Genomic DNA, 18759 nt, shown 5'->3' with positions numbered 1-18759 from the left:
GCCACTCCTCTTGTTCCTTCACACAAAGCTTTTGGCATCCGGCTGATTCCTTCTCATCCGGAAAGCAATAAACTGTTCTTCATCGAAAATATTAAAATATATGTTTCTCTCAAGCAGCATCTGAAGTGTCTGACCCGGTTCAATGCCAAATGAATGTGCAGGGTATACCCTGACGGAAGGGTGTATTTGCTGCCGTATTTTTTGCAAACTCTGATACATCGCACCTGGATCCCCTCCGCGTTCGGAGCATATGCCACATCCCTCTGCAAACAGAGTATCTCCTGTAAAAATATGATTTGTTAATGAATAGCATATAGAGCCCGGCGTATGTCCTGGGGTGTTTATACAGGATATTAGTGTATTGCCCATTAAAACGGCATCTCGATCCTTTACAGGCTTCAAATTCTTACAGTGGTACCTAAAAAAATCAATTTCGGCACCCCCCATATAAACCTGAGGATTAAAACGGTCGAGCAATGCCCCCACAAGATGTACATGATCCGTATGGGAATGTGTCAACAGGATGTGTGTGAGTTTGGCCTGCTCAGCTTCCAGGGAATCCAGAATGGCTTCGAGGTCCCAGGAAGGATCAATAACCGCTGCCTCCCGGGTCGTTTCATCAACGACAATATAGCTATAATTAATGAATGCTTCATAACTGGATTTAATAGAAATCACCTTGTATTCACTGGTTGTCATATGAAGTTCTCCTTGTTAAACAAATGAAATGATCATGTACAAACACGCAAAACCAACGATAAGTATAAACGGTGTATCTACAGTATGGGGTGAGAATGCCTCAGCTAGAGTTACAGCTATAGGAAGAACCAGCAGTGCAACAACTAATTGTGGAACTGTAAAACTGCTTGCAAACACCAAAAGGATCAATACTGCGGATAAGAACACACATAAACTGCCTTCGATACTTCTCGTAAACTTTTTCTTCGAAAATAAGGCATGAACACGATATTTATGTTTTCCAAAGCGAATACCGATCGGTTCGGCTAGCCCGTCTCCTAGTCCATTGATGATAACGGGAATAAAGGCCAGCGTACCATAACCTATGCTTTGAAAATACAGAAAGCAGGGTGCCAGAACGACGTAGCCGGCAATTAATTGCGTATTCATCCACAGCAAAGTATGAGGACGATCTTCCGGACGATCAAAAGAAGCAAACATGCGTTGAACCAATACACTTTTCTCGCGAATTGGCTTAATATAAATGAGCATAATAACGCAGTTCATCAGCATTCCGACGATAAAAATGGGCCCGGTATATCCTGTACTGGAACTCACGATCAATTCAATAGCCATTGGTGTAATAAAAGACATGAAATGAACAATTTTACGAGCGTAATTCACACGCAACTGATATTTGAGTACAATCGTACCGATCAAAAATTGGATTCCATACAGTATGACAAACATGATGCTTTGCTTTATGATGAATGGTGTCATATTTTGCACTCCCACCCCAGTAGATGAATCTCCCTTGATAACTACCTATTTCCAAAAAAAAAGCAAAAGGGAATCTTTCCTTTTCAATGTGAGTTGATAAAAACACTGATCATGGATAAGACTCCCGGCGACGGTTAATTTATTCACATGTAATAGATAATAAGAATGCTCTAGTTTAGCAAAAAGATCCAAAAAGCGGCTGCCAATACAAAACGATAGATTGCAAAAGGAATCAGTTTAATCCGGTTAATCAACTTCAGGAAAAATTTAACTGCAATCATGGCTACAATAAAAGCAGTCACAAACCCCGTAATAAATAAGGGAAGATCATCAACCGACAGATAATCCCAGCTCTCGTATAAATCCTTTAGTGAAGCTCCGAACATAATAGGAAGTGCCATTATAAACGTAAATTCCGAGGCTGTTTTGTGACTCATACCTGCTAGCAAACCTCCCGATAGCGTAGCACCCATTCTCGAAAAACCGGGAACAAGTGCAAAGCACTGGAACAGACCTACGATTAAAGCCTGCCGGTAAGTGACTTGATCCAATGTTTCTGCAGCCGGCTTTTTTGGTTTGAATATTTCGGCTGCAATCATCAGAATCCCGCCAAGGATTAACGTTACAACAACCGTTTGAGCACTGAACAAAACCTCTTTTATGTAATCGTAAAAAAATACGCCCCCAACACCAAAAGGGATAACACCAATAATGATATGAATAAGTGTTAATTTTTCCGTAGACTTTGTCGCTTTCCGATCTTCTCCAACATGGATACCGAGGATGCTGAGAATTCGTTTCCAGAACAGAAAAGCCACAGCCAGGATTGAACCGAGTTGGATTACAATCTCAAATGTCGAAGCACGCACAGTACCCTCGAAACCTAGCAAATGTCCCACCAAAATCAAATGACCTGTAGATGACACTGGGGCGAACTCCGTAAGTCCTTCCACTATACCTAGTATAAGCCCGATAATAATATCCACTAATTTTCCTCCAGATCCAATGAATTAAATTTATCGTGGTATGAATTCACAAAAATCGTTATATTTTGATAAACATTTACACTAGATTCGCTCCTCCCCAAAACTCTTAAACAAAATGGTAATGGATGCATCAAATTTTGTCAATAAATCCAATGAATAAATTTTATTTGTTTTTATTCCATAAATCTACCTCATCATGTTCAAACTGGACTTGACCTGAAAACCCCTTATAGAATAAATATGTCAACCCCTTACCTTATATACTAAAACCTGTTGAGTGATGAGAATTGTTCTTTGATCACTCGTTTCCACTCTCACGAAAACACCCTATAAAGTAGACGACGTGTCTGCTCCATAGGGTGAAATAGCGTAGTTGTGATGTCGCCTCAAGTCACTGTGACTTGGCGTGTTTTCTGGACTTGTTATGTTGCACAGACTTGATCTTTTTCACCTCAATCGTAGCAGGCTCCTGCGGATGTTCCACCGGGTACATTTTGCGGAACAATAATGTCTGTAGTACAAGGAATGCCCCCCCAACTGTCCAGTAGAGCGGCATCGCTGCCGGAGCTGTAAGAGAAAAGAATGCCATCATCAATGGGGAGAGATAACCCATAATAGCGAACTGTTTTCGCTGCTCAGGCGCCATATTGGCTTGTGATACCTTGGCTTGAATCAGATATATGACCGCGACCACCACTGCGAGTACGTAGTCCGGCGCTCCCAGTTTGAACCACAGGAACGAGTGGGAGGATAACTCCGGTGTAAGTCGGATGGCTGTGTAAATACCTGAAAGTATAGGCAACTGAATGAGCATCGGCAAGCAACCAATGTTCAGTGGATTGAACTTATGTTTCTTGTACAGCTCCATCGTTTCCTGAGACAGCTTTTGCTTATCAACAGGGTCATTTTTGCCTTCATATTTTTTCTTAAGCGCATCCATCTCGGGTTTCATGGCGTTCATAATGACTCGTGTTCCCTGCTGGGACTTGGCTTGACGCATCATCAAGGGTAACAGCGCTAAACGAATGACCAGCGTAATCACGATAATCGCGACCCCGTAGCTTCCGTTAAATATGGTGGCAATGTGCTGAATCAGGTACGACAGTGGAAATACGATATAGTGATTAAAAAATCCCGGTGTCGATGAAGTAATCTCCGACACGTTGTTGCTGCATCCGGCAAGCAGCATGACTGCAAACAAAATGGCAATCAGGCCATAGATCCGTCCCTTGCCCGAAGTAAAAGTGAATCCCTTGTTGGTCTTATGTTCCATATATATCCTCCTCGTTGATTTGTTGACCAATCGTTCAACGAGGAATGACAATCTGAATCATCTTCATCGGGCGCTTCTCTTCGTCTGATCATGCGGCTCCAGACTTCCTGTCTGTGTTGTCTGTCCAAACTCAAAGCGGGAAGTACTGGTTCAAGTCCACCACCGGCGCTACCTTCCATCCAATACTCTGTCATGCCACAGTGAAGATGGGCGATATAGGCATAACTGACGGTGAAGATGAGTCCAATCGAGAATAAATACGGTAATAGTTCCTGAAGTTCAAACAAGGGATTCACCCCCTTTATAGGTTAGTTTTTATATTATAACACTTACATATTGTTTTTGCATAAATCCGTACGTGAAAACAACTACTATTCAGCTATTCCGTTCTCAATTTGGACAACTCTAGCTCAGCTCGGTGTCTTGCCACGTTATAAGAAGGCCAGGAACAATCTGATGTATCCATATCCAGATATGCTTGACGTTCCAGCATTTCCCTCTTGAGATCCGGAAACTCCTCCAGAGCAAACTCACGAAGTAACGGAACTGCATCTGCTGACAGACTCGCCAGATAGGTTGCATCAATATTGCCAGTCTGATGATAACGTTCAATATTCAGCTCGGCAATCCGTTTATCCATGCCCACATAGTTGACTGCAACATAAGCTGTGAGCGCCAGCACAATATACCAGCGAATCAGCGGTATTGATGTGTACCGTATACGAAGGCCGGCAATCAGCAACAGGAGTGCGAGGAAGATCATGAATGCGTGTACCAAGAAGCGGATGTACGTATATCCATATGCCTGCTCATACAGATTCAGGCGCATAAACGCGGAATACAACATAATTGCTGAACAACTGACCAGAATCAGGAGAAGTACCTGATGCACGATGGAACCCGCTTTGCCACTCGAACGGGTATACTGCAAAGCAACAATAAGAATAAAGAAGTTAATACCTGTGACGAGAATTAACTCCGCGAATCCACTTCTCGCATAGTCTGCGTAAGACAGATCTACCGGAAGATGCCCCTCTCCTGCACCAAACAGATACGAAAACTGTACAAGTACAAACAAAACGTACACACAGTTAATGACAATCAGCATCGTCCCCACAATGATAGGGTCCAATCTGAATGGTTCCCGCTGAACCGGAGTGCGTTCGGGCTCGGGTGTAATCTTATTGGTAACCTGACCTTCAGTGGCCGGGTCCACAGGAGAGAATATATAGGTGTGATCACGCTTATCAACCGTGGATGCTGCTCCATTTTTCCAATGTGCGTTCGCTCTCTTCTCTGCCTCATATTGCATTGGCTGTACAAATCCCCATACATAACCGAACAGCAATACACCTGCGATGACAATCCAGATGATTCTCGGTATCCCTGGAGTAAAAGCCAATTGATTCAGCCACTCCGGAAAACCGGCTAAATACTGATCAAAGATCCCGTCAGCAGAGGACAGTAATGCAACGACTACAATGAGGATAGGCAAGGACGCCACAAGACCAATGAGTACTTTGAAAACAACTGTTTTCTGGGATTTGCCCATGCCACGCCCGCCTGCTCTCACAGCAATAGCAGCAACAGTCCCCCAATGACGTATGGCTTGAGGCAGCAAGTGGTCAATAGCCGTACCAATCAAGCCAATCTCCCACCACTGCTTCCGTTTTCTGCCCATCAGATACGTCATATGTAAGATAACTACGCCAGGTATGACCAGAAAATTAAGAACATACAGCAGTTCATTGTCGTATAACAGGAACGTTAGTGACAACAATAGCACTACAGCCGCTACAAAAGCATCAATGAACTTGAAAGACCTCATGCGATCCCGTGCAAACAGATACATGAACACATAAAAGAGAATTACAAAGATAGGATACGATACGCCAATCTCATTACCATAGAATAAATACTGGTGAATGATTGCCAGCATCCAAGCAGACAGTAGCGTGATTAGAGCGCGTTGCGGTGAAGCCATTATTTTATCAATCATGGGAAAAACCTCCATTAACCTTTCTATGCTATATTCTAGATGATAAAATAGGAATATAAATAGAAATTAAATTCGACAAAACTTCTTATTTTAGAGGAATACGTCAGAGTTCACCTCCAGGAGGGAATCAACACTTGAAATTACATCAGCAATATCTGCTGTTGCATCGCCATTACGGCCACCACACAGAACATGAACTTACACTCGCCGATCTCGCTGAGTTGCTAAATTGTACACATCGCAATACGTTAACGATTGTCAAAAAGATGGTTGCCCATGACTGGGTTCATTGGGTTTCCCAGCGTGGCAGGGGTCGGCGTTCTTCACTTACCTTGCTTGTTCCGGCTGATCAAATCGCCGCAGAATATATGATGCAGGCCATGAATCGCCGGGAATTGCAGGAAGCTGCCGAGCAGGTGAGCGCATTCTCCAGTTCAACAATCATGCAGGATCATCTAAACCAGTGGTTGCTTGGGTATTCAGGACATCATACGGAAGCCGGCACCAATAATGAGCAGATTGATACGCTTCGGTTGCCCCTGCGCCAACAGCTTCATGCGCTTGATCCGCTGTACATTAATCTATTAGCTGAATCCTTTGTTACCAGCCATGTCTTTGACGGGTTGGTTCAGCGGGGCGAACAGGGAGAGATTCTCCCATGTCTCGCTCATACCTGGGATGTCAGTGCAGACCGAAAGACCTGGATCTTTTATTTGCGAAAAGGTATTACATTTCACGATGGTCGGTTGTTGACGGCCCATGATATTGTTCATACGTTTGAACGGCTGCAATCTACAGATCGCCGGACACTGTACCGTGATGTAAGTAAACAGATTCTATCTATTGAAGCGGTCGATTCCTTAACCGTGTGTTTCCAGCTTAAAAATCCTCATGAATTGTTTTTGTCCTTCCTGACAACAAGTCGTGCGGCGATTGTACCCTCATCAGGAACAAACGAACATAAGATGAAGCATTCGAGTGATGTGCATGGGATGCAAAAACCTGTTGGGACGGGACCGTTCAAGGTCACCGCCTGGGATGATCACTTGTGCAGACTTGAAGCCTTTTCATCGTATTTTCAGGGTAGAGCACAAATGGACCGGGTAGATATCCTGCAAATTCCGTGGAGTGCCTCGGCAAAAATGGATGATAGCCAAGATATCGAAACTCCGTTCTTTCATCTTGTTCATAATCCGTCTTCGTCTGCGGGTGCAGACTGGACACAGATTAGTGCAGGGGTGATGGTTCATAAATTACTCACGTGTAATACGCAAAAAACCGGACCGTTAAACGATCCGGAAGTAAGAGCACACCTTCAGTCATGCCTTGCTGGAATGTATAGAGATGACGGACGTGGAGATAACTCTGAGGTCGTGGAGACTGATTTTAGTGCCGTGAATACCAAGAAAGTCCAAGTCCACTCGGAGGGATTTAGCGATATATCGATGAGTTCCGTATCCTCCAGTCCCGTCTCCCTGCACATTGCAACCATCCCACAATATCGCAGGGATGCCCAACATCTGGCGTCCATACTGGAGCAGTGCGGTTTCTCCTGTACTGTCCGTACTGCTACGATGGAGCAGTTCAAAGGAAATCTGCGGCTGGAGTCTGATCTGATTCTCTTCTCTCTCATTCGGGACAGGGACGAAGAACTGCGAAGGTATGATCTCTACTCTACGTTATCTGAGCATCTGGAAGATTCTACTCGTATAACGATCCATGAGATCTTGCAAACCATCGTAGCCTCTCCCATCGCTGCGGATCGAACTCGTGAATTAGACCGCATTGAGCAATTTTTGGTTGGTCAGAATTTACTGTTCCATTTATCCGAAAAACCGGTAGAAACCGCTTATCTGCCTTCGGTACGTGGTATATCTTTCAACAGCCAGGGCTGGGCGAACCTGCGTCATATCTGGTTTCCTTCGCAGGTGATGAAGTGAGATTGTTATGGATTGTGCTAAAATAAGCAAATGATATTAGCTCACATCTTACACGCACTTGCACCATACTAAGGAGGCATTACATTCATGAGCAAATTGATTTTCTTTCTCGGCGGGGCCGGAAGTGGCAAGACTACACTTGCCAAAGCCCTTTCCCGTAAACATAAAGCGGCTTTCTTCGATATGGATATTCTGCTTCGTCCCGCGGCTGAGGCGATCATGACCCTTCAGGGACTTGATCCATCCGACCGAGATTCGCCTGAATACAAAAGGTTATGCCGTGATCTTGGGTACCGCATTACGATGGATGCTGCTCTGGATAACGTTCAGTTGGGAATCGATACGATCGTTGTGGGGCCATTTACCAAGGAAATCGGTACCCCGGATTGGATCGAGCAGGAACTTGCACGAATTGGACATACCCTGGATGATACGGATGTGCGTGTTGCCTATATTTATCTAGAGAATGAAGCGTTGTATCACAAGCGGATCACAGCAAGACAATCCCCACTAGATGAATGGAAGTTAGCCAACTGGGATGCCTTCACAGCTTCTCTCGTCCGTAAAGAAATAGCCTGGCCCCTCCCTTCTGCATCCGTCGCTTATATTGATAATTCCAGTGATGATCCTGCGATTGCCTATTCTGAACTTGAACGACGGATGTACGAGTAGTTTTATAAAATCTACTTCCCAATTACTTTGCACTATGTCGCTTTGCATAGAAAATAAAAGACGAAACAAAAAGAGGTATTTGTCGAGGTCCCTGTTGGGTCCATCATGACAAATACCTCTTTTCATATATTCAAGATCATTCAAAACTCACTCTTCATCCTCCACAATTGCGGGATCACGCAAAAAGGTTTGCGGAAGTCCTGCCGTAATAAGCGCGTACTACGGAATCGCCATCACATTTGAACTGATAGATTATAGATGTACTTAGATGTAAGAGAACGAACATATCTCAACTCAAAGGAGAATTTCATGAAATCTCACGTAGCAACATGTCCAACTCGACAACAACAAGAACAGAGCTACAAATCAAATCACAGGTGGAAACGTGCCATAGCCAACATCCTCCTGGGTGCATCTCTGAGTTTTACCACAATAACCAGTGTATCGGCAGAGAGCAGTCCCCCTCTTCCTCAGGTAAGCCCTCAGGAAACTGAATCGTTCATCAATCAATTCTTCGCCCAGCCTGAAGTGAAGTCTGCTCTGAAAGGTGCGGTAGTCACCGTTGTTCACGATCAACAGATCGTGTTGAATAAAGGATATGGCTATGCCAATGTGGCAAAACAAATCCCCGTCGACGCCGACTCCACTCTATTCCGTGTAGCCTCCATCTCCAAAACGCTGACAGCAACCGCCATTATGCAATTGGCCGAGCAAGGTAACGTAAAGCTTGATCAGGATATCAGCGCATACACAGACGCTTTGCATCTGACCAACCATACCGGAACATCGTTAACATTGGAACATCTGATGACCCACACCAGCGGGTTTGATTTCACAGATGCAGCAGCTACAGACAGAGAACTTGAAAGTTCTTATCCGCTTGAGCAATTCATCCAAGACAACAAACCGTCCGTTGTTCGCAATCCAGGAGAAGTTTTCCGTTACGACAATTACGGCTATGCACTCTTGGGTTACATCGTTCAGAAACAGTCCAAACTTCCGTTTGAGACTTATGTACAACAACATATATTTAACCCTCTTCATATGTCGGATAGCCATTTCACCCTAAGCAAAGACACGCTAGGAAAACTCGCAACTCCTTATGGCGCTGAAGGACAGGAGCTTCCGCAATACCCCAATATACCGGACAGCTCCCCTGAGGGCGGATTAATTACAACTGGACGGGATATAGCTCACTTTATGCTTGCGCAGCTCAATCAAGGTTCGTACCAGGGTGCACGTATACTCGAACCGTCATCCATTCAAGCGATGCAAACGTTGGATGTCTCCATACACCCGGATATACCTGGTACAGGTTATGGATTCGAATCCACCTATTCACAGTATAATCATGGACGGAAAGTCGTGAGTAAAGCAGGCGATCTTGACGGATTCCACTCCAATCTGTGGCTGTTGCCTAACGAGAAGACTGGACTATTTATCGTCTCCAACAGTGATGGACCAGATGTGCGAGAAGCGCTTTTCCAAGCATTTATGGATCATTTTTATCCAAACAACGAGACGCATTATAGTGATTATAGCGTACCCAAGTCTTTACTTCTTACCTACGAGGGACTATATCGAGATATCCGTCTGCCCGCATGGTTGTATGATATTTCAGCAACAGAGAAAGGTCTTCAGGTTATAGATGCTTATGGCACTCACACTTTAACACCCGTTAAGGACACGCTGTTCAAGGATGAGGACGGCAAGCTCGCTGGTTTCAAAAAAAATCAGTCAGGTGAAATCACGTATTTCTATTACAACAAGTCAGATAGCTGGTCCGAGAAATTGCCAGAAGCCAGACCTTATGAAGATGTGCCAGAAGACCATCCCTATGCTCCATACATCTATCGCTTAACACAGATTGGCCTGTATCCACAGGATCATTCCCTATTTGAACCAGAGAAGCCTGTTAGTCGGGGGGAGTTTGTAGCACAGGTTGTGGGCATAAGCGGGATGTCCATTTCAGCTCAATCACCAACATTTAAAGATACCCAATCAAGTCCCTATGCCGCCTACATTCAAACAGCGCTTGAACTGGGTATTGTGCAAGGTAATAGCCATGGATTGTTCCATCCCGAGCAAGCCATAACAAGGCAAGAGGCAGCGGTGATCATATCGAGAACGGCACAACAACTCCTTGGCGCACCTGCCGTAACTGCCAATCTCATCGGTTCACAGGATCGTTGGGCTGAAGAAGGTGTCCAGTTTGTGGTTGCTCTAGGTCTCTACGGTCCGGAAGTATCCGTATCCAGCAGCGGTGCTGTGGATTATAGATCGAAGCAACCTATGCTCAGGCAGGAATCATCAGTTTTGATGTACAAAATGTTAGGCACTCTGCTACATTAACATAGAGTGATGCTCGGCAAGCCATGTCATTGCTACATGGCTTGTTTTTCCACTTCATTTTACCAATGATGCATTTTATTAAGAACGGATGATTTTACCATGCGACTAAAACTTTCATTACATAGATTCATGAAAACTAAATTTAATTTCGTGTGGTTTGTAACGATGTTGTGTTTTATACTGACAGCCACGTATATCCATATCTCTTCATTTATGAATCCTTATATCGGACTTTCGTTGACACCAAATGCCTCCAATTCTTGGGCAGTACATGATGTAGATCCGCAAGGTTTAGCTTATACATCCGGGATTAGATCAGGTGACACCGTTATCTCCTTAGAACCCAAAGGAGGAGTCCGGTTACTCCATCAAAAAGGTGTATTCTTAGTGACTGAAGCCTACACCATCGGCGTTGAGAATTCTCACGGTCAGGCATCCGAACATACAATGAAGCCTGGACCACGTGAATGGTTCAACATCGGCTTCTCATCCATTGTAGAATTATTGCTGTTGCTGACCGGAACCTATGCCTTGTTTAGCCAACCCAGTTCACGAGTGATGCGCCTGTTCTACCTCCTTAACCTGTCCATGGCCATATGTATACTGACGATATACACATCCCAGTTGCCTTTATCCAATTATATTCTGGCCTTTTGTGCGGCATGGTTACCTTACTGTCTAACTGCTTTTTATGTGTCTTTTGTGTTCCGTACCCACCTGCATCGTTTCCAGTGGTTACTATTCATCAGCAGAGGTGTTGCCGTTGCCTACTCTACTGGCCTTGCCTTTCTGTACATCAAGCAGTGGATGATGACCGATGTTCAGATCAATCAAGGCATTACTTTAATTAGCACACCTGCTGCACCGTCTGGTCCAACCAATCTGCTCAACTTTATTCTTTGTGCAACCCTTCTGATCTTAATCTGGATGACATGGGTTAATCGTAAAAGCTACAATCGCAAGGAGCAGAACCAGCTATTGCTCATGTTAACAGGAATACTTGTTAGCCTGATTCCCTTCATCATCTGTTTTGCTATTCCAACCCTGCTTCAAGGTGAACCATTATTGCCTGTAGAGTACACATTAATTGGATTTCTACCTTTATCATGGATGTTCACTTATGTACTTGTACAACGGAGTATGCTTGACCTCAAACTGGTTATGCCAAGATTGATGATTCATGGACTATATGTTTTAATCGTATTTTTACTGTTTCTGGCTGCATCTCACCTGCATTTGTTAATTCATATCAGCTTACTGTTTGTCTCGTTTTTGCTAATCACTTGGGCGTATCAGTACACGCTCACCCGCTCACGCAAGAAAAACAAACTTAACAAAGACTGGTTGGAACACCAGCAACTGCGGTTGACTGTGCGAATGGCTGAGCAGCAAAACATGCGGGACATGATTCACGTGTTTGCCGAGATGTTCCACAAGATGCTGGATATTGAAGGTGTAATTGTCATATGGATTGATGATAAGCACAGATATTCTCAGGAAGGTACAGGGATTTTTACTTCCATTCAGAATATAGATAACCAGGCGTTGGATATTGAAGTTTTACGACAAAAATATGATTTGGCACAGGTTTGGGAGCTGTCAGGTGAACCAACGACGGAGATGGCGGGATTTCTGGGCATTGGTCACAAAGAAAATCGCACCTTTTTTTCAGCAGAAGAGCAGGATATCATTGATCAAGGCAGGCTGGAAGCGATTCGAATGCTCGTCAATGGCAGACTCTTATCCGATCTTCAGAAGCGATATGAACACCGTGTAGATCAGACAACGCTTCATGAACACCAGATACGCCGTCATCGGGAGTTCAATGATATTTTGATGGAAGCCCAACAGGCAGAGCGTATGAAAACCTCATATTTCCTTCATGACCAACTGCTTCAAAACCTGATTTTCCTGTCTCGTGATTTGGAGGAATTACACGATACCGGAGAGACGCGTAAGGATCAAACGGCTGTTTGGCTGGAGTGCCTGTATGCTTCCCAGAGAGATATACGTCAATTATGTGATGATCTCTACCCTCATATTATGGATCGAAGCGATCTTGAGGAAGCGTTGCAATGGCTTATCCGTACACTTCAAATGCAAAGTGGGATCAGAATGGAACTTAACTACAACGCCCTCTTTGAAGAGTTAAAGTACGAACCTCTAAAGTCCACTGTTTTTCGGACGATCCGTGAACTCATTATGAATGTAATGAAACACGCCGAAGCTGCGTTTTGCTCCATTCAGGTACATACAAGGGATAATGACTTGATTCTCCAAGTAGAGGATGACGGCTTGGGATTTAATGTTCATACCACATTTGATACTGCAACAGGGCACTTCGGTTTGATATCCATACAAAGCAGCATTCAACATCTGGGTGGAGAATTCACCATACATTCCAGCCTTGGCAAAGGAACCTCCATCAACATTCGTTTGCCTTTAACCAAAGGAGCTATTGAATAATGAACGAACCAATCACAGTCGTACTGCTTGATGATCATCCTCTGGTCATGGAAGGCCTCAACAACCGTTTGAATCGTGAACCAGACATACAGGTAGTGAAGACATTCAGCGACCCATTGCTTTTTTTATCCGAAGTAGAGGCGCTGCGGCCAGATGTTGTTGTGATGGATATCCGCATGCCCCAGCTTGACGGGTTCGAGGTTGTGAGAAGATTGAAAGATCAATACGGGTTATCCGTTAAAATCATACTGTTATCCGGATATAACTATCACGAATTCCAGTTAAAAGCTTATGATCTCGGCGTCCATGCCTACTTGTCGAAACAAGCAACGTATGGACAGATTATCAACGCCATTCACCAAAGTATGTTGGGTCATGTTCTTATTCCAGAGACCATGTTATCCCCTAATCTGGAGGAATCACTCACGGCAACAGAACGGGAAATACTTAACCGAATTGCACTGGAGATGACCAACAAGGAGATTGCGCAGGATCTGGCGATCAGTCAACGTACAGTGGAGTATCATATAACCTCCATTACACAGAAATTTGGTGTGAAATCTCGAATTGGTGCTGTAGTCAAAGGCTACCAGGCAGGGATTCTCGGTGACGTAACACTCCCAGAGAAACGGTAAAAACATATATCACTTTAAAAAGAACAACAAAAGAGCGGTAGAACACCCTGAAATGCAACCTGAGGTTTGTTCTGAACCGCTCTATCTGTTGGTTTACTTTCCCTAATAAAGTGCATTCATGCTTGATGCGTGTGCTCCCTATCCGCGCTGACGCGCCGCATGACGTTCAGCAATACGAGCCGTGATTATTCCATGACTCTCATCGATTTCTTCCGGTGTACACGCGGCTTTCAGCTCATATACTTTCACTGGCGAACGATCAATAATATCCAAAAATGAATCAAAAAAGGTCATGTCTTTACTATGAATGTATGGACACCAATGATCTGATAACCCTACGGTTTCATGAATATGCACGCCAACCACGTGATCAATCAACGCGTTAGCCTCACGTACATTATCGTACAGCCCCATTCGATCCATCATCATACCGTGACCAATATCGTACCAAAGACCAAGCGGCGCGCCCTTCATTTGTCCAATAATCGTTCCGGCTTCGTGCAAAGTCGGCATCTGATAACAGCGTGAACGGGTTTCAATACCAAAATTCACCCCGTATCCCCGCTGCTCAGACAAGTCACATACCTCTTCCAGACTCTCCTGAATCCGGCTCAGGTAATGTGCGCTGCCATCTTCCCGCTTCTCCAGCATCTCTTGCCATAAAGATTGATATGCCGGTGAGTCCGGCCCCTGATCGTGGTATATCTTTTTCAATGCTTCATCTATGTTGTATTCAAACGGAACCTCACCGGGATGTACAACAACAGCCTTGGCACCATAACGATGTGCGTACTCGGCTGAGCGAAGTAACAGTTCAATCGCCCGTTTGCGGCGCGGTTCATCATCGAATCCAAGCAGGATGGAATCCGTTCCGTAATCCGGATCAGCCACATGCGGGAATGTATTATGCACACTGGATACACCGATCTCACCCCGTTCAATCATTGGTTCTATCGTCTGCAGCATCTCTTCCGTAACGTTATAATTCAGTTCAACTTGTTTGAATCCAAGAGACTTGATCTCTTCGATCATGCCTTGTCCGTTCGTATGACGTTTGATATTCCAACATGTTGAGAACGAATATTCCTGTTTGTCCGTATACATCATTGGTTCCTCCTGTCTCTCATTCTATCGCCCATTCATATTCCATTTATCTCTATCTATATAAGTTGAACCAATAAACTTTACACTAGATCACTCCAATTGCAGCACCATCTTCCGATCGCTGTTATCCCCTGATTTTTTTGATCCCCTTCTCCAAAGGGAAAAATCGGGTGATAGCTTATGCTTCCGATGCAGCTTTCTTGCAGAAAGCTTTCAGGCGAACGCTCCGCTTCTTCAGATCGGTTCTGCACTCTTCGTTCTCGTGTAAATGTTCAGTTCATCTTATATACCTATTCATCCCTCTAACCGTTGTCTTCACGGAGAGTCAATTCAAATCTCATCTTGTTTGCCGTCTTCCCAGGCACATAACGATAGATGATCTCCGCATGATTCACGTACATTAACACGGATGGTTCAGGTGCTTCAGCCTTCACGGTACACGTAAGTCCAGGGAACTGCCATAACACTGGTGTAATATCCTGCTGACGAAGGGATGGCCCACTGATTTCAAAATAAACATCGATCTCTTCCGCCGTATCCAGCTCCACATCAATGGTTAACGAATCAGGTGTGAGATCCGCATCGAACGTTACTCCGCGCAGATGACTGTTCCACCCCTCGCCCACCTCACGGCGGATCAAGCGAAGATAATAACGCTCCCCCGTCTGTGTCTGCCAGTGGATCGTGGCTGGATGCATCTGTCCATTCGTATTCACACTTCCCGACATGGCCCCGATCATCCGATCCTCACCGATCCAAGCTTTGGCTGTACACAAATTCCGATTGGACGTTGGATCATTGCGCTCACACAGTTCCATGAACCGTTTCTGCACAAGCCGATCTTCTTGATGAGCCTTGAAATACGGCACGGCTTCAGCGGGCACATCCACCCCAAGGAGCGCAATCAGTGGATCATGGCCTGACTCACAGTTGATTCCTGCCAGATATTCATACCCTTCTCCAAGCAAGAGATAGATAAACACGCCGATTGAACTATGCTCTCGCATCTCCATGTCGTACGCCCGAGAGAACGGGCCGGAGAGATTTTCGAGGTTGGCATTGTAATATAGCGCAATGTTATTCCACAGCCCATGTTCAATCCAGTGTCCAATTTCGATCAAACGTTCGGTGAGTCCATACTTTCGATACATGCCAAGCACGGACAGATCCACCCCATAATACGTTGTCGTATTGAACTCCGCGAATGTACCATCGTATTGTTCAAACTCCTTCATCAACCCCTCCGCCTGTTCATCCGAATGCTGAATCCAATCTGTTCGGTTCAAACGATGGCCGTAGTAGTGGGTGATGAAAATATGCATTAACTCAATATTGGTGTTCATCGGGATTACGTCGGATAACCTGCGTTCTATTGATCCTTGAACAGCCAGTTCCATCGCATAATCCATCCGTTTCACGAGTGTCTCCGGCAGTAGATCGGCGAATTCAGCAGTTACAACCACACAGACACAAGCGATAAACTCACGCCAGTTGGGATCATAGCTGATCCAGACTGGTGGCAGAACCTGATTCACTGCCGAATAAAAAAGGTTTTTCAGTTGTTTGGGGTCTGCTGCCTCTGTTAGCAGAGAACCCTCTTCCTGTAGTTTATGGATAAACTGCGCAGACACCTTCTCAAAGGTGCGTTCCAGGAAATAGGCCGTGCCTGGCGCAAAAGATTTCCAAGCGTAGTGACCCGCTGGTGGATGCACATCATTGGGTCGGGTCGCGAAGGTCCCGTGATAGATCTCATCCGGAGCGTCATATTGAACATCGAGCACCTTGTGGAACACTCCTATCGCGCGTTCCACATCACCAGGCTCATTTCGAATCAACAACCCGAGTGCATAATGTGCACTCGCTCGTGTGCTGTGCTGCGATGAATCCTCCTCTTCAAAACTCCGAAGCAGATCCAATTCCTCGTCATAAAAGCTATCCATCATCAACATGGACTGATTTATAAGATACTGCTGCTCTTTCGACATCTTCTCTACCATTCGTTGTGTCATGTCATGGACCTCCCGAGACTGTTAACCTTTTACAGCACCTACCATTACGCCACTGATAAAGTACCGCTGCAACCACGGGTACACAAGCAGGATCGGTAACGTTGAGAATATAACGCTGGCTGCTTTCAGACTCTCAGGCAGTACTTGAACAGCACCAATGCCTTCGTTCTGCATCAATTCTGTAATCTGGTTTTGCTGAATCATCTGATACAACTTCAATTGCAAAGGATATAGCTCAGGCTTCGTAATATACATGAGTGCATCCTGGAAACCATTCCACCGTCCTACCGCGTAGAATAAGCTCAGTGTCGCCATAACCGGTAGGGACAGCGGCAAGATAATGCGCATAAGTGTTCCGAAGTGGCTGCTTCCATCAATGCCTGCTGCTTCTTCCAGACTTTCAGGAATACCTCGGAAGAAGGTAATGAGGATAATCATGTAGAACGGACTAATCAATCCAGGCAGAATAAGTCCCCATGTGCTATCGAGTAAATGTAGATTTTTGATCAGAATGTACTCGGGGATAATGCCGCCACTGAAGAACATCGTCACCACAATGACAAGCATGAACCACTTGCGCCCTTTCAGATTACTCTTCGCCAGTGGATAAGCTGCTGCGATAGTCATCACCATGCTTAGCACCGTACTCAGGACGGTCAGCCAAATGGTATAGATCAGGGAACGAATCATTGATCCATCTGCAAATACTTTGGTGTACGCCTCAAAGGACAACTCTTTGGGGAAAAAGGAAACTTCTCCTGAACCGATCGCCCGGTTTGAACTGAGCGAGATCGCAATAATATGAATGAATGGTGCAAGGCACAGCACCATCGTAATGATAATAAGAATGACGTTTACCGTGTTGAATATTCGATTCGCCGTGTTTTCAGACATCTCACTCACTCCTTACAGATCATATGTGAATCTAATCCACTACATAATGCTCTCATCGGTTAATTTCTTGGACGTGTAATTCGCTCCCAGTATGAAGACAAGTCCAACTAATGCCTGGAACAAACCTACAGCTGTTGCAAGCGTGACCTGACCAGATTGTAAACCGACACGATAGACAAACGTGCTGAGTACATCCGAGTATTCACGTACAGCCACGTTACCGATAATAAATGGTCGGTCGAAACCGATGGAGATCATGTTGCCGACATTGATGATCAATAAGGTAACAATCGTTGTTTTGATGCCTGGCAAGGAGATATGCCAGATTCTGCGTAACCGACTTGCTCCATCCACTTCAGCCGCTTCGTAGAGTTCCCGGTTAATGCCCGTCAGGGATGCCAGATACAGAATCGTACCCCAGCCTGCACTCTGCCACACACCTACCGCAAGATACGTAAAGAGCCAATAGTTTTTGTCTGAAAGGAAAGGCAATGGATCAAATCCCATGCTCATCAAGATATTGTTAATAAAACCGGATTGTGTACCGAATACCTGAAGTACGATCCCTCCAATAATGACCCACGAAATAAAGTGAGGAATGTACAGTAAAGTCTGTGCCAACTTTTTGAACCAGGCCTTCTTCAGCTCGAACAATAAGATGGCTAATATAAGTGGTGCCGGGAAGGAGACCAGTAGATCCAGCAAGTTAAGCACTAACGTGTTGCGTAATGCAGTGTAGAACCCCTGATTTTGAAAAACTTCTCTGAATGCATCCAAACCAATCCACTCACTACCAGAGATCCCTTGAAAGAAGTTAAAATCCTTGAACGCAATCTGCACGCCATACATTGGCCCATACTTGAAAATAATGAAGTAGATCATGGGCAGTAGGAGCAACGCATATAGTTGCCAGTTTCTGCGGAAATAGATGCTTGTTTTCATAAACCTTCCCCCCATGTCATTCAGGATTC

The 18759-nt window shown here is 44.9% G+C and carries 15 protein-coding genes; 5 read left to right on the top strand and 10 right to left on the bottom strand.

What is annotated here, in order from left to right:
* Positions 1 to 18: 18 nt before the first annotated feature.
* The 6 genes from MHB43_RS13840 to MHB43_RS13815 form a co-directional block, all read right to left on the bottom strand.
* Positions 19 to 699, bottom strand: coding sequence for an MBL fold metallo-hydrolase (locus MHB43_RS13840; protein WP_076217160.1), 681 nt, complete (start codon positions 697 to 699; stop codon positions 19 to 21).
* A 15-nt stretch (positions 700 to 714) separates the two neighbouring features.
* Positions 715 to 1458, bottom strand: a complete 744-nt coding sequence (locus MHB43_RS13835) for a hypothetical protein (protein WP_221824842.1) — start codon at positions 1456 to 1458, stop codon at positions 715 to 717.
* A 170-nt stretch (positions 1459 to 1628) separates the two neighbouring features.
* The gene (bacA, locus tag MHB43_RS13830; protein ID WP_256704411.1) at positions 1629 to 2465 is read right to left on the bottom strand and encodes an undecaprenyl-diphosphate phosphatase; all 837 of its coding nucleotides are present in this window, start codon (positions 2463 to 2465) and stop codon (positions 1629 to 1631) included.
* 370 nt (positions 2466 to 2835) lie between these two features.
* Positions 2836 to 3717: a membrane protein insertase YidC gene (yidC, locus tag MHB43_RS13825; protein WP_339184531.1), complete on the bottom strand. Its 882-nt coding sequence runs from the start codon at positions 3715 to 3717 to the stop codon at positions 2836 to 2838.
* Entirely contained in the window at positions 3654 to 4004 is a 351-nt protein-coding gene (locus MHB43_RS13820; protein ID WP_339184529.1) for a hypothetical protein, read from the bottom strand. Before MHB43_RS13820 ends, yidC begins: the two co-directional genes overlap by 64 nt.
* 92 nt (positions 4005 to 4096) lie before the next feature.
* Positions 4097 to 5716 carry a DUF4173 domain-containing protein gene (locus MHB43_RS13815; RefSeq protein WP_339184527.1) on the bottom strand — a complete coding sequence of 540 codons (1620 nt, stop codon included), beginning with the start codon at positions 5714 to 5716 and terminating at the stop codon, positions 4097 to 4099.
* A 134-nt stretch (positions 5717 to 5850) separates the two neighbouring features.
* Between MHB43_RS13815 and MHB43_RS13810 the strand changes: the two genes are divergently transcribed.
* From MHB43_RS13810 to MHB43_RS13790, 5 genes are all read left to right on the top strand, one after another.
* Positions 5851 to 7656: an ABC transporter substrate-binding protein gene (locus MHB43_RS13810; protein ID WP_339184525.1), complete on the top strand. Its 1806-nt coding sequence runs from the start codon at positions 5851 to 5853 to the stop codon at positions 7654 to 7656.
* 87 nt (positions 7657 to 7743) lie between these two features.
* Complete coding sequence (locus MHB43_RS13805) at positions 7744 to 8328, top strand: AAA family ATPase (RefSeq protein WP_339184523.1); 585 nt, start codon at positions 7744 to 7746, stop codon at positions 8326 to 8328.
* Between the two features lie 309 nt (positions 8329 to 8637).
* Positions 8638 to 10680: a serine hydrolase gene (locus MHB43_RS13800; protein WP_339184521.1), complete on the top strand. Its 2043-nt coding sequence runs from the start codon at positions 8638 to 8640 to the stop codon at positions 10678 to 10680.
* Positions 10681 to 11067: 387 nt separating this feature from the next.
* Positions 11068 to 13146, top strand: coding sequence for a sensor histidine kinase (locus MHB43_RS13795; RefSeq protein ID WP_405132141.1), 2079 nt, complete (start codon positions 11068 to 11070; stop codon positions 13144 to 13146).
* Positions 13146 to 13781, top strand: coding sequence for a response regulator transcription factor (locus MHB43_RS13790; protein ID WP_221824855.1), 636 nt, complete (start codon positions 13146 to 13148; stop codon positions 13779 to 13781). Before MHB43_RS13795 ends, MHB43_RS13790 begins: the two co-directional genes overlap by 1 nt.
* A 138-nt stretch (positions 13782 to 13919) precedes the next feature.
* Here MHB43_RS13790 and MHB43_RS13785 read toward each other — a convergent pair whose 3' ends face one another.
* The 4 genes from MHB43_RS13785 to MHB43_RS13770 form a co-directional block, all read right to left on the bottom strand.
* Positions 13920 to 14885, bottom strand: a complete 966-nt coding sequence (locus MHB43_RS13785; RefSeq protein WP_405132424.1) for a sugar phosphate isomerase/epimerase family protein — start codon at positions 14883 to 14885, stop codon at positions 13920 to 13922.
* A gap of 302 nt (positions 14886 to 15187) precedes the next feature.
* Positions 15188 to 16894 carry a hypothetical protein gene (locus tag MHB43_RS13780; RefSeq protein ID WP_405132140.1) on the bottom strand — a complete coding sequence of 569 codons (1707 nt, stop codon included), beginning with the start codon at positions 16892 to 16894 and terminating at the stop codon, positions 15188 to 15190.
* Between the two features lie 21 nt (positions 16895 to 16915).
* On the bottom strand, positions 16916 to 17788 hold the full coding sequence (locus MHB43_RS13775; RefSeq protein WP_076249554.1) for a carbohydrate ABC transporter permease: 873 nt from the start codon (positions 17786 to 17788) through the stop codon (positions 16916 to 16918).
* Between the two features lie 39 nt (positions 17789 to 17827).
* Positions 17828 to 18730, bottom strand: coding sequence for an ABC transporter permease (locus tag MHB43_RS13770; protein WP_405132139.1), 903 nt, complete (start codon positions 18728 to 18730; stop codon positions 17828 to 17830).
* Positions 18731 to 18759: the final 29 nt, after the last annotated feature.

This window comes from Paenibacillus sp. FSL H8-0317 (genome assembly GCF_045040685.1).
Lineage (GTDB): Bacteria > Bacillota > Bacilli > Paenibacillales > Paenibacillaceae > Paenibacillus.
The sequence above is the reverse complement of the archived record's forward strand: the minus strand, read 5'-3'. Positions and strand labels throughout refer to the sequence as shown.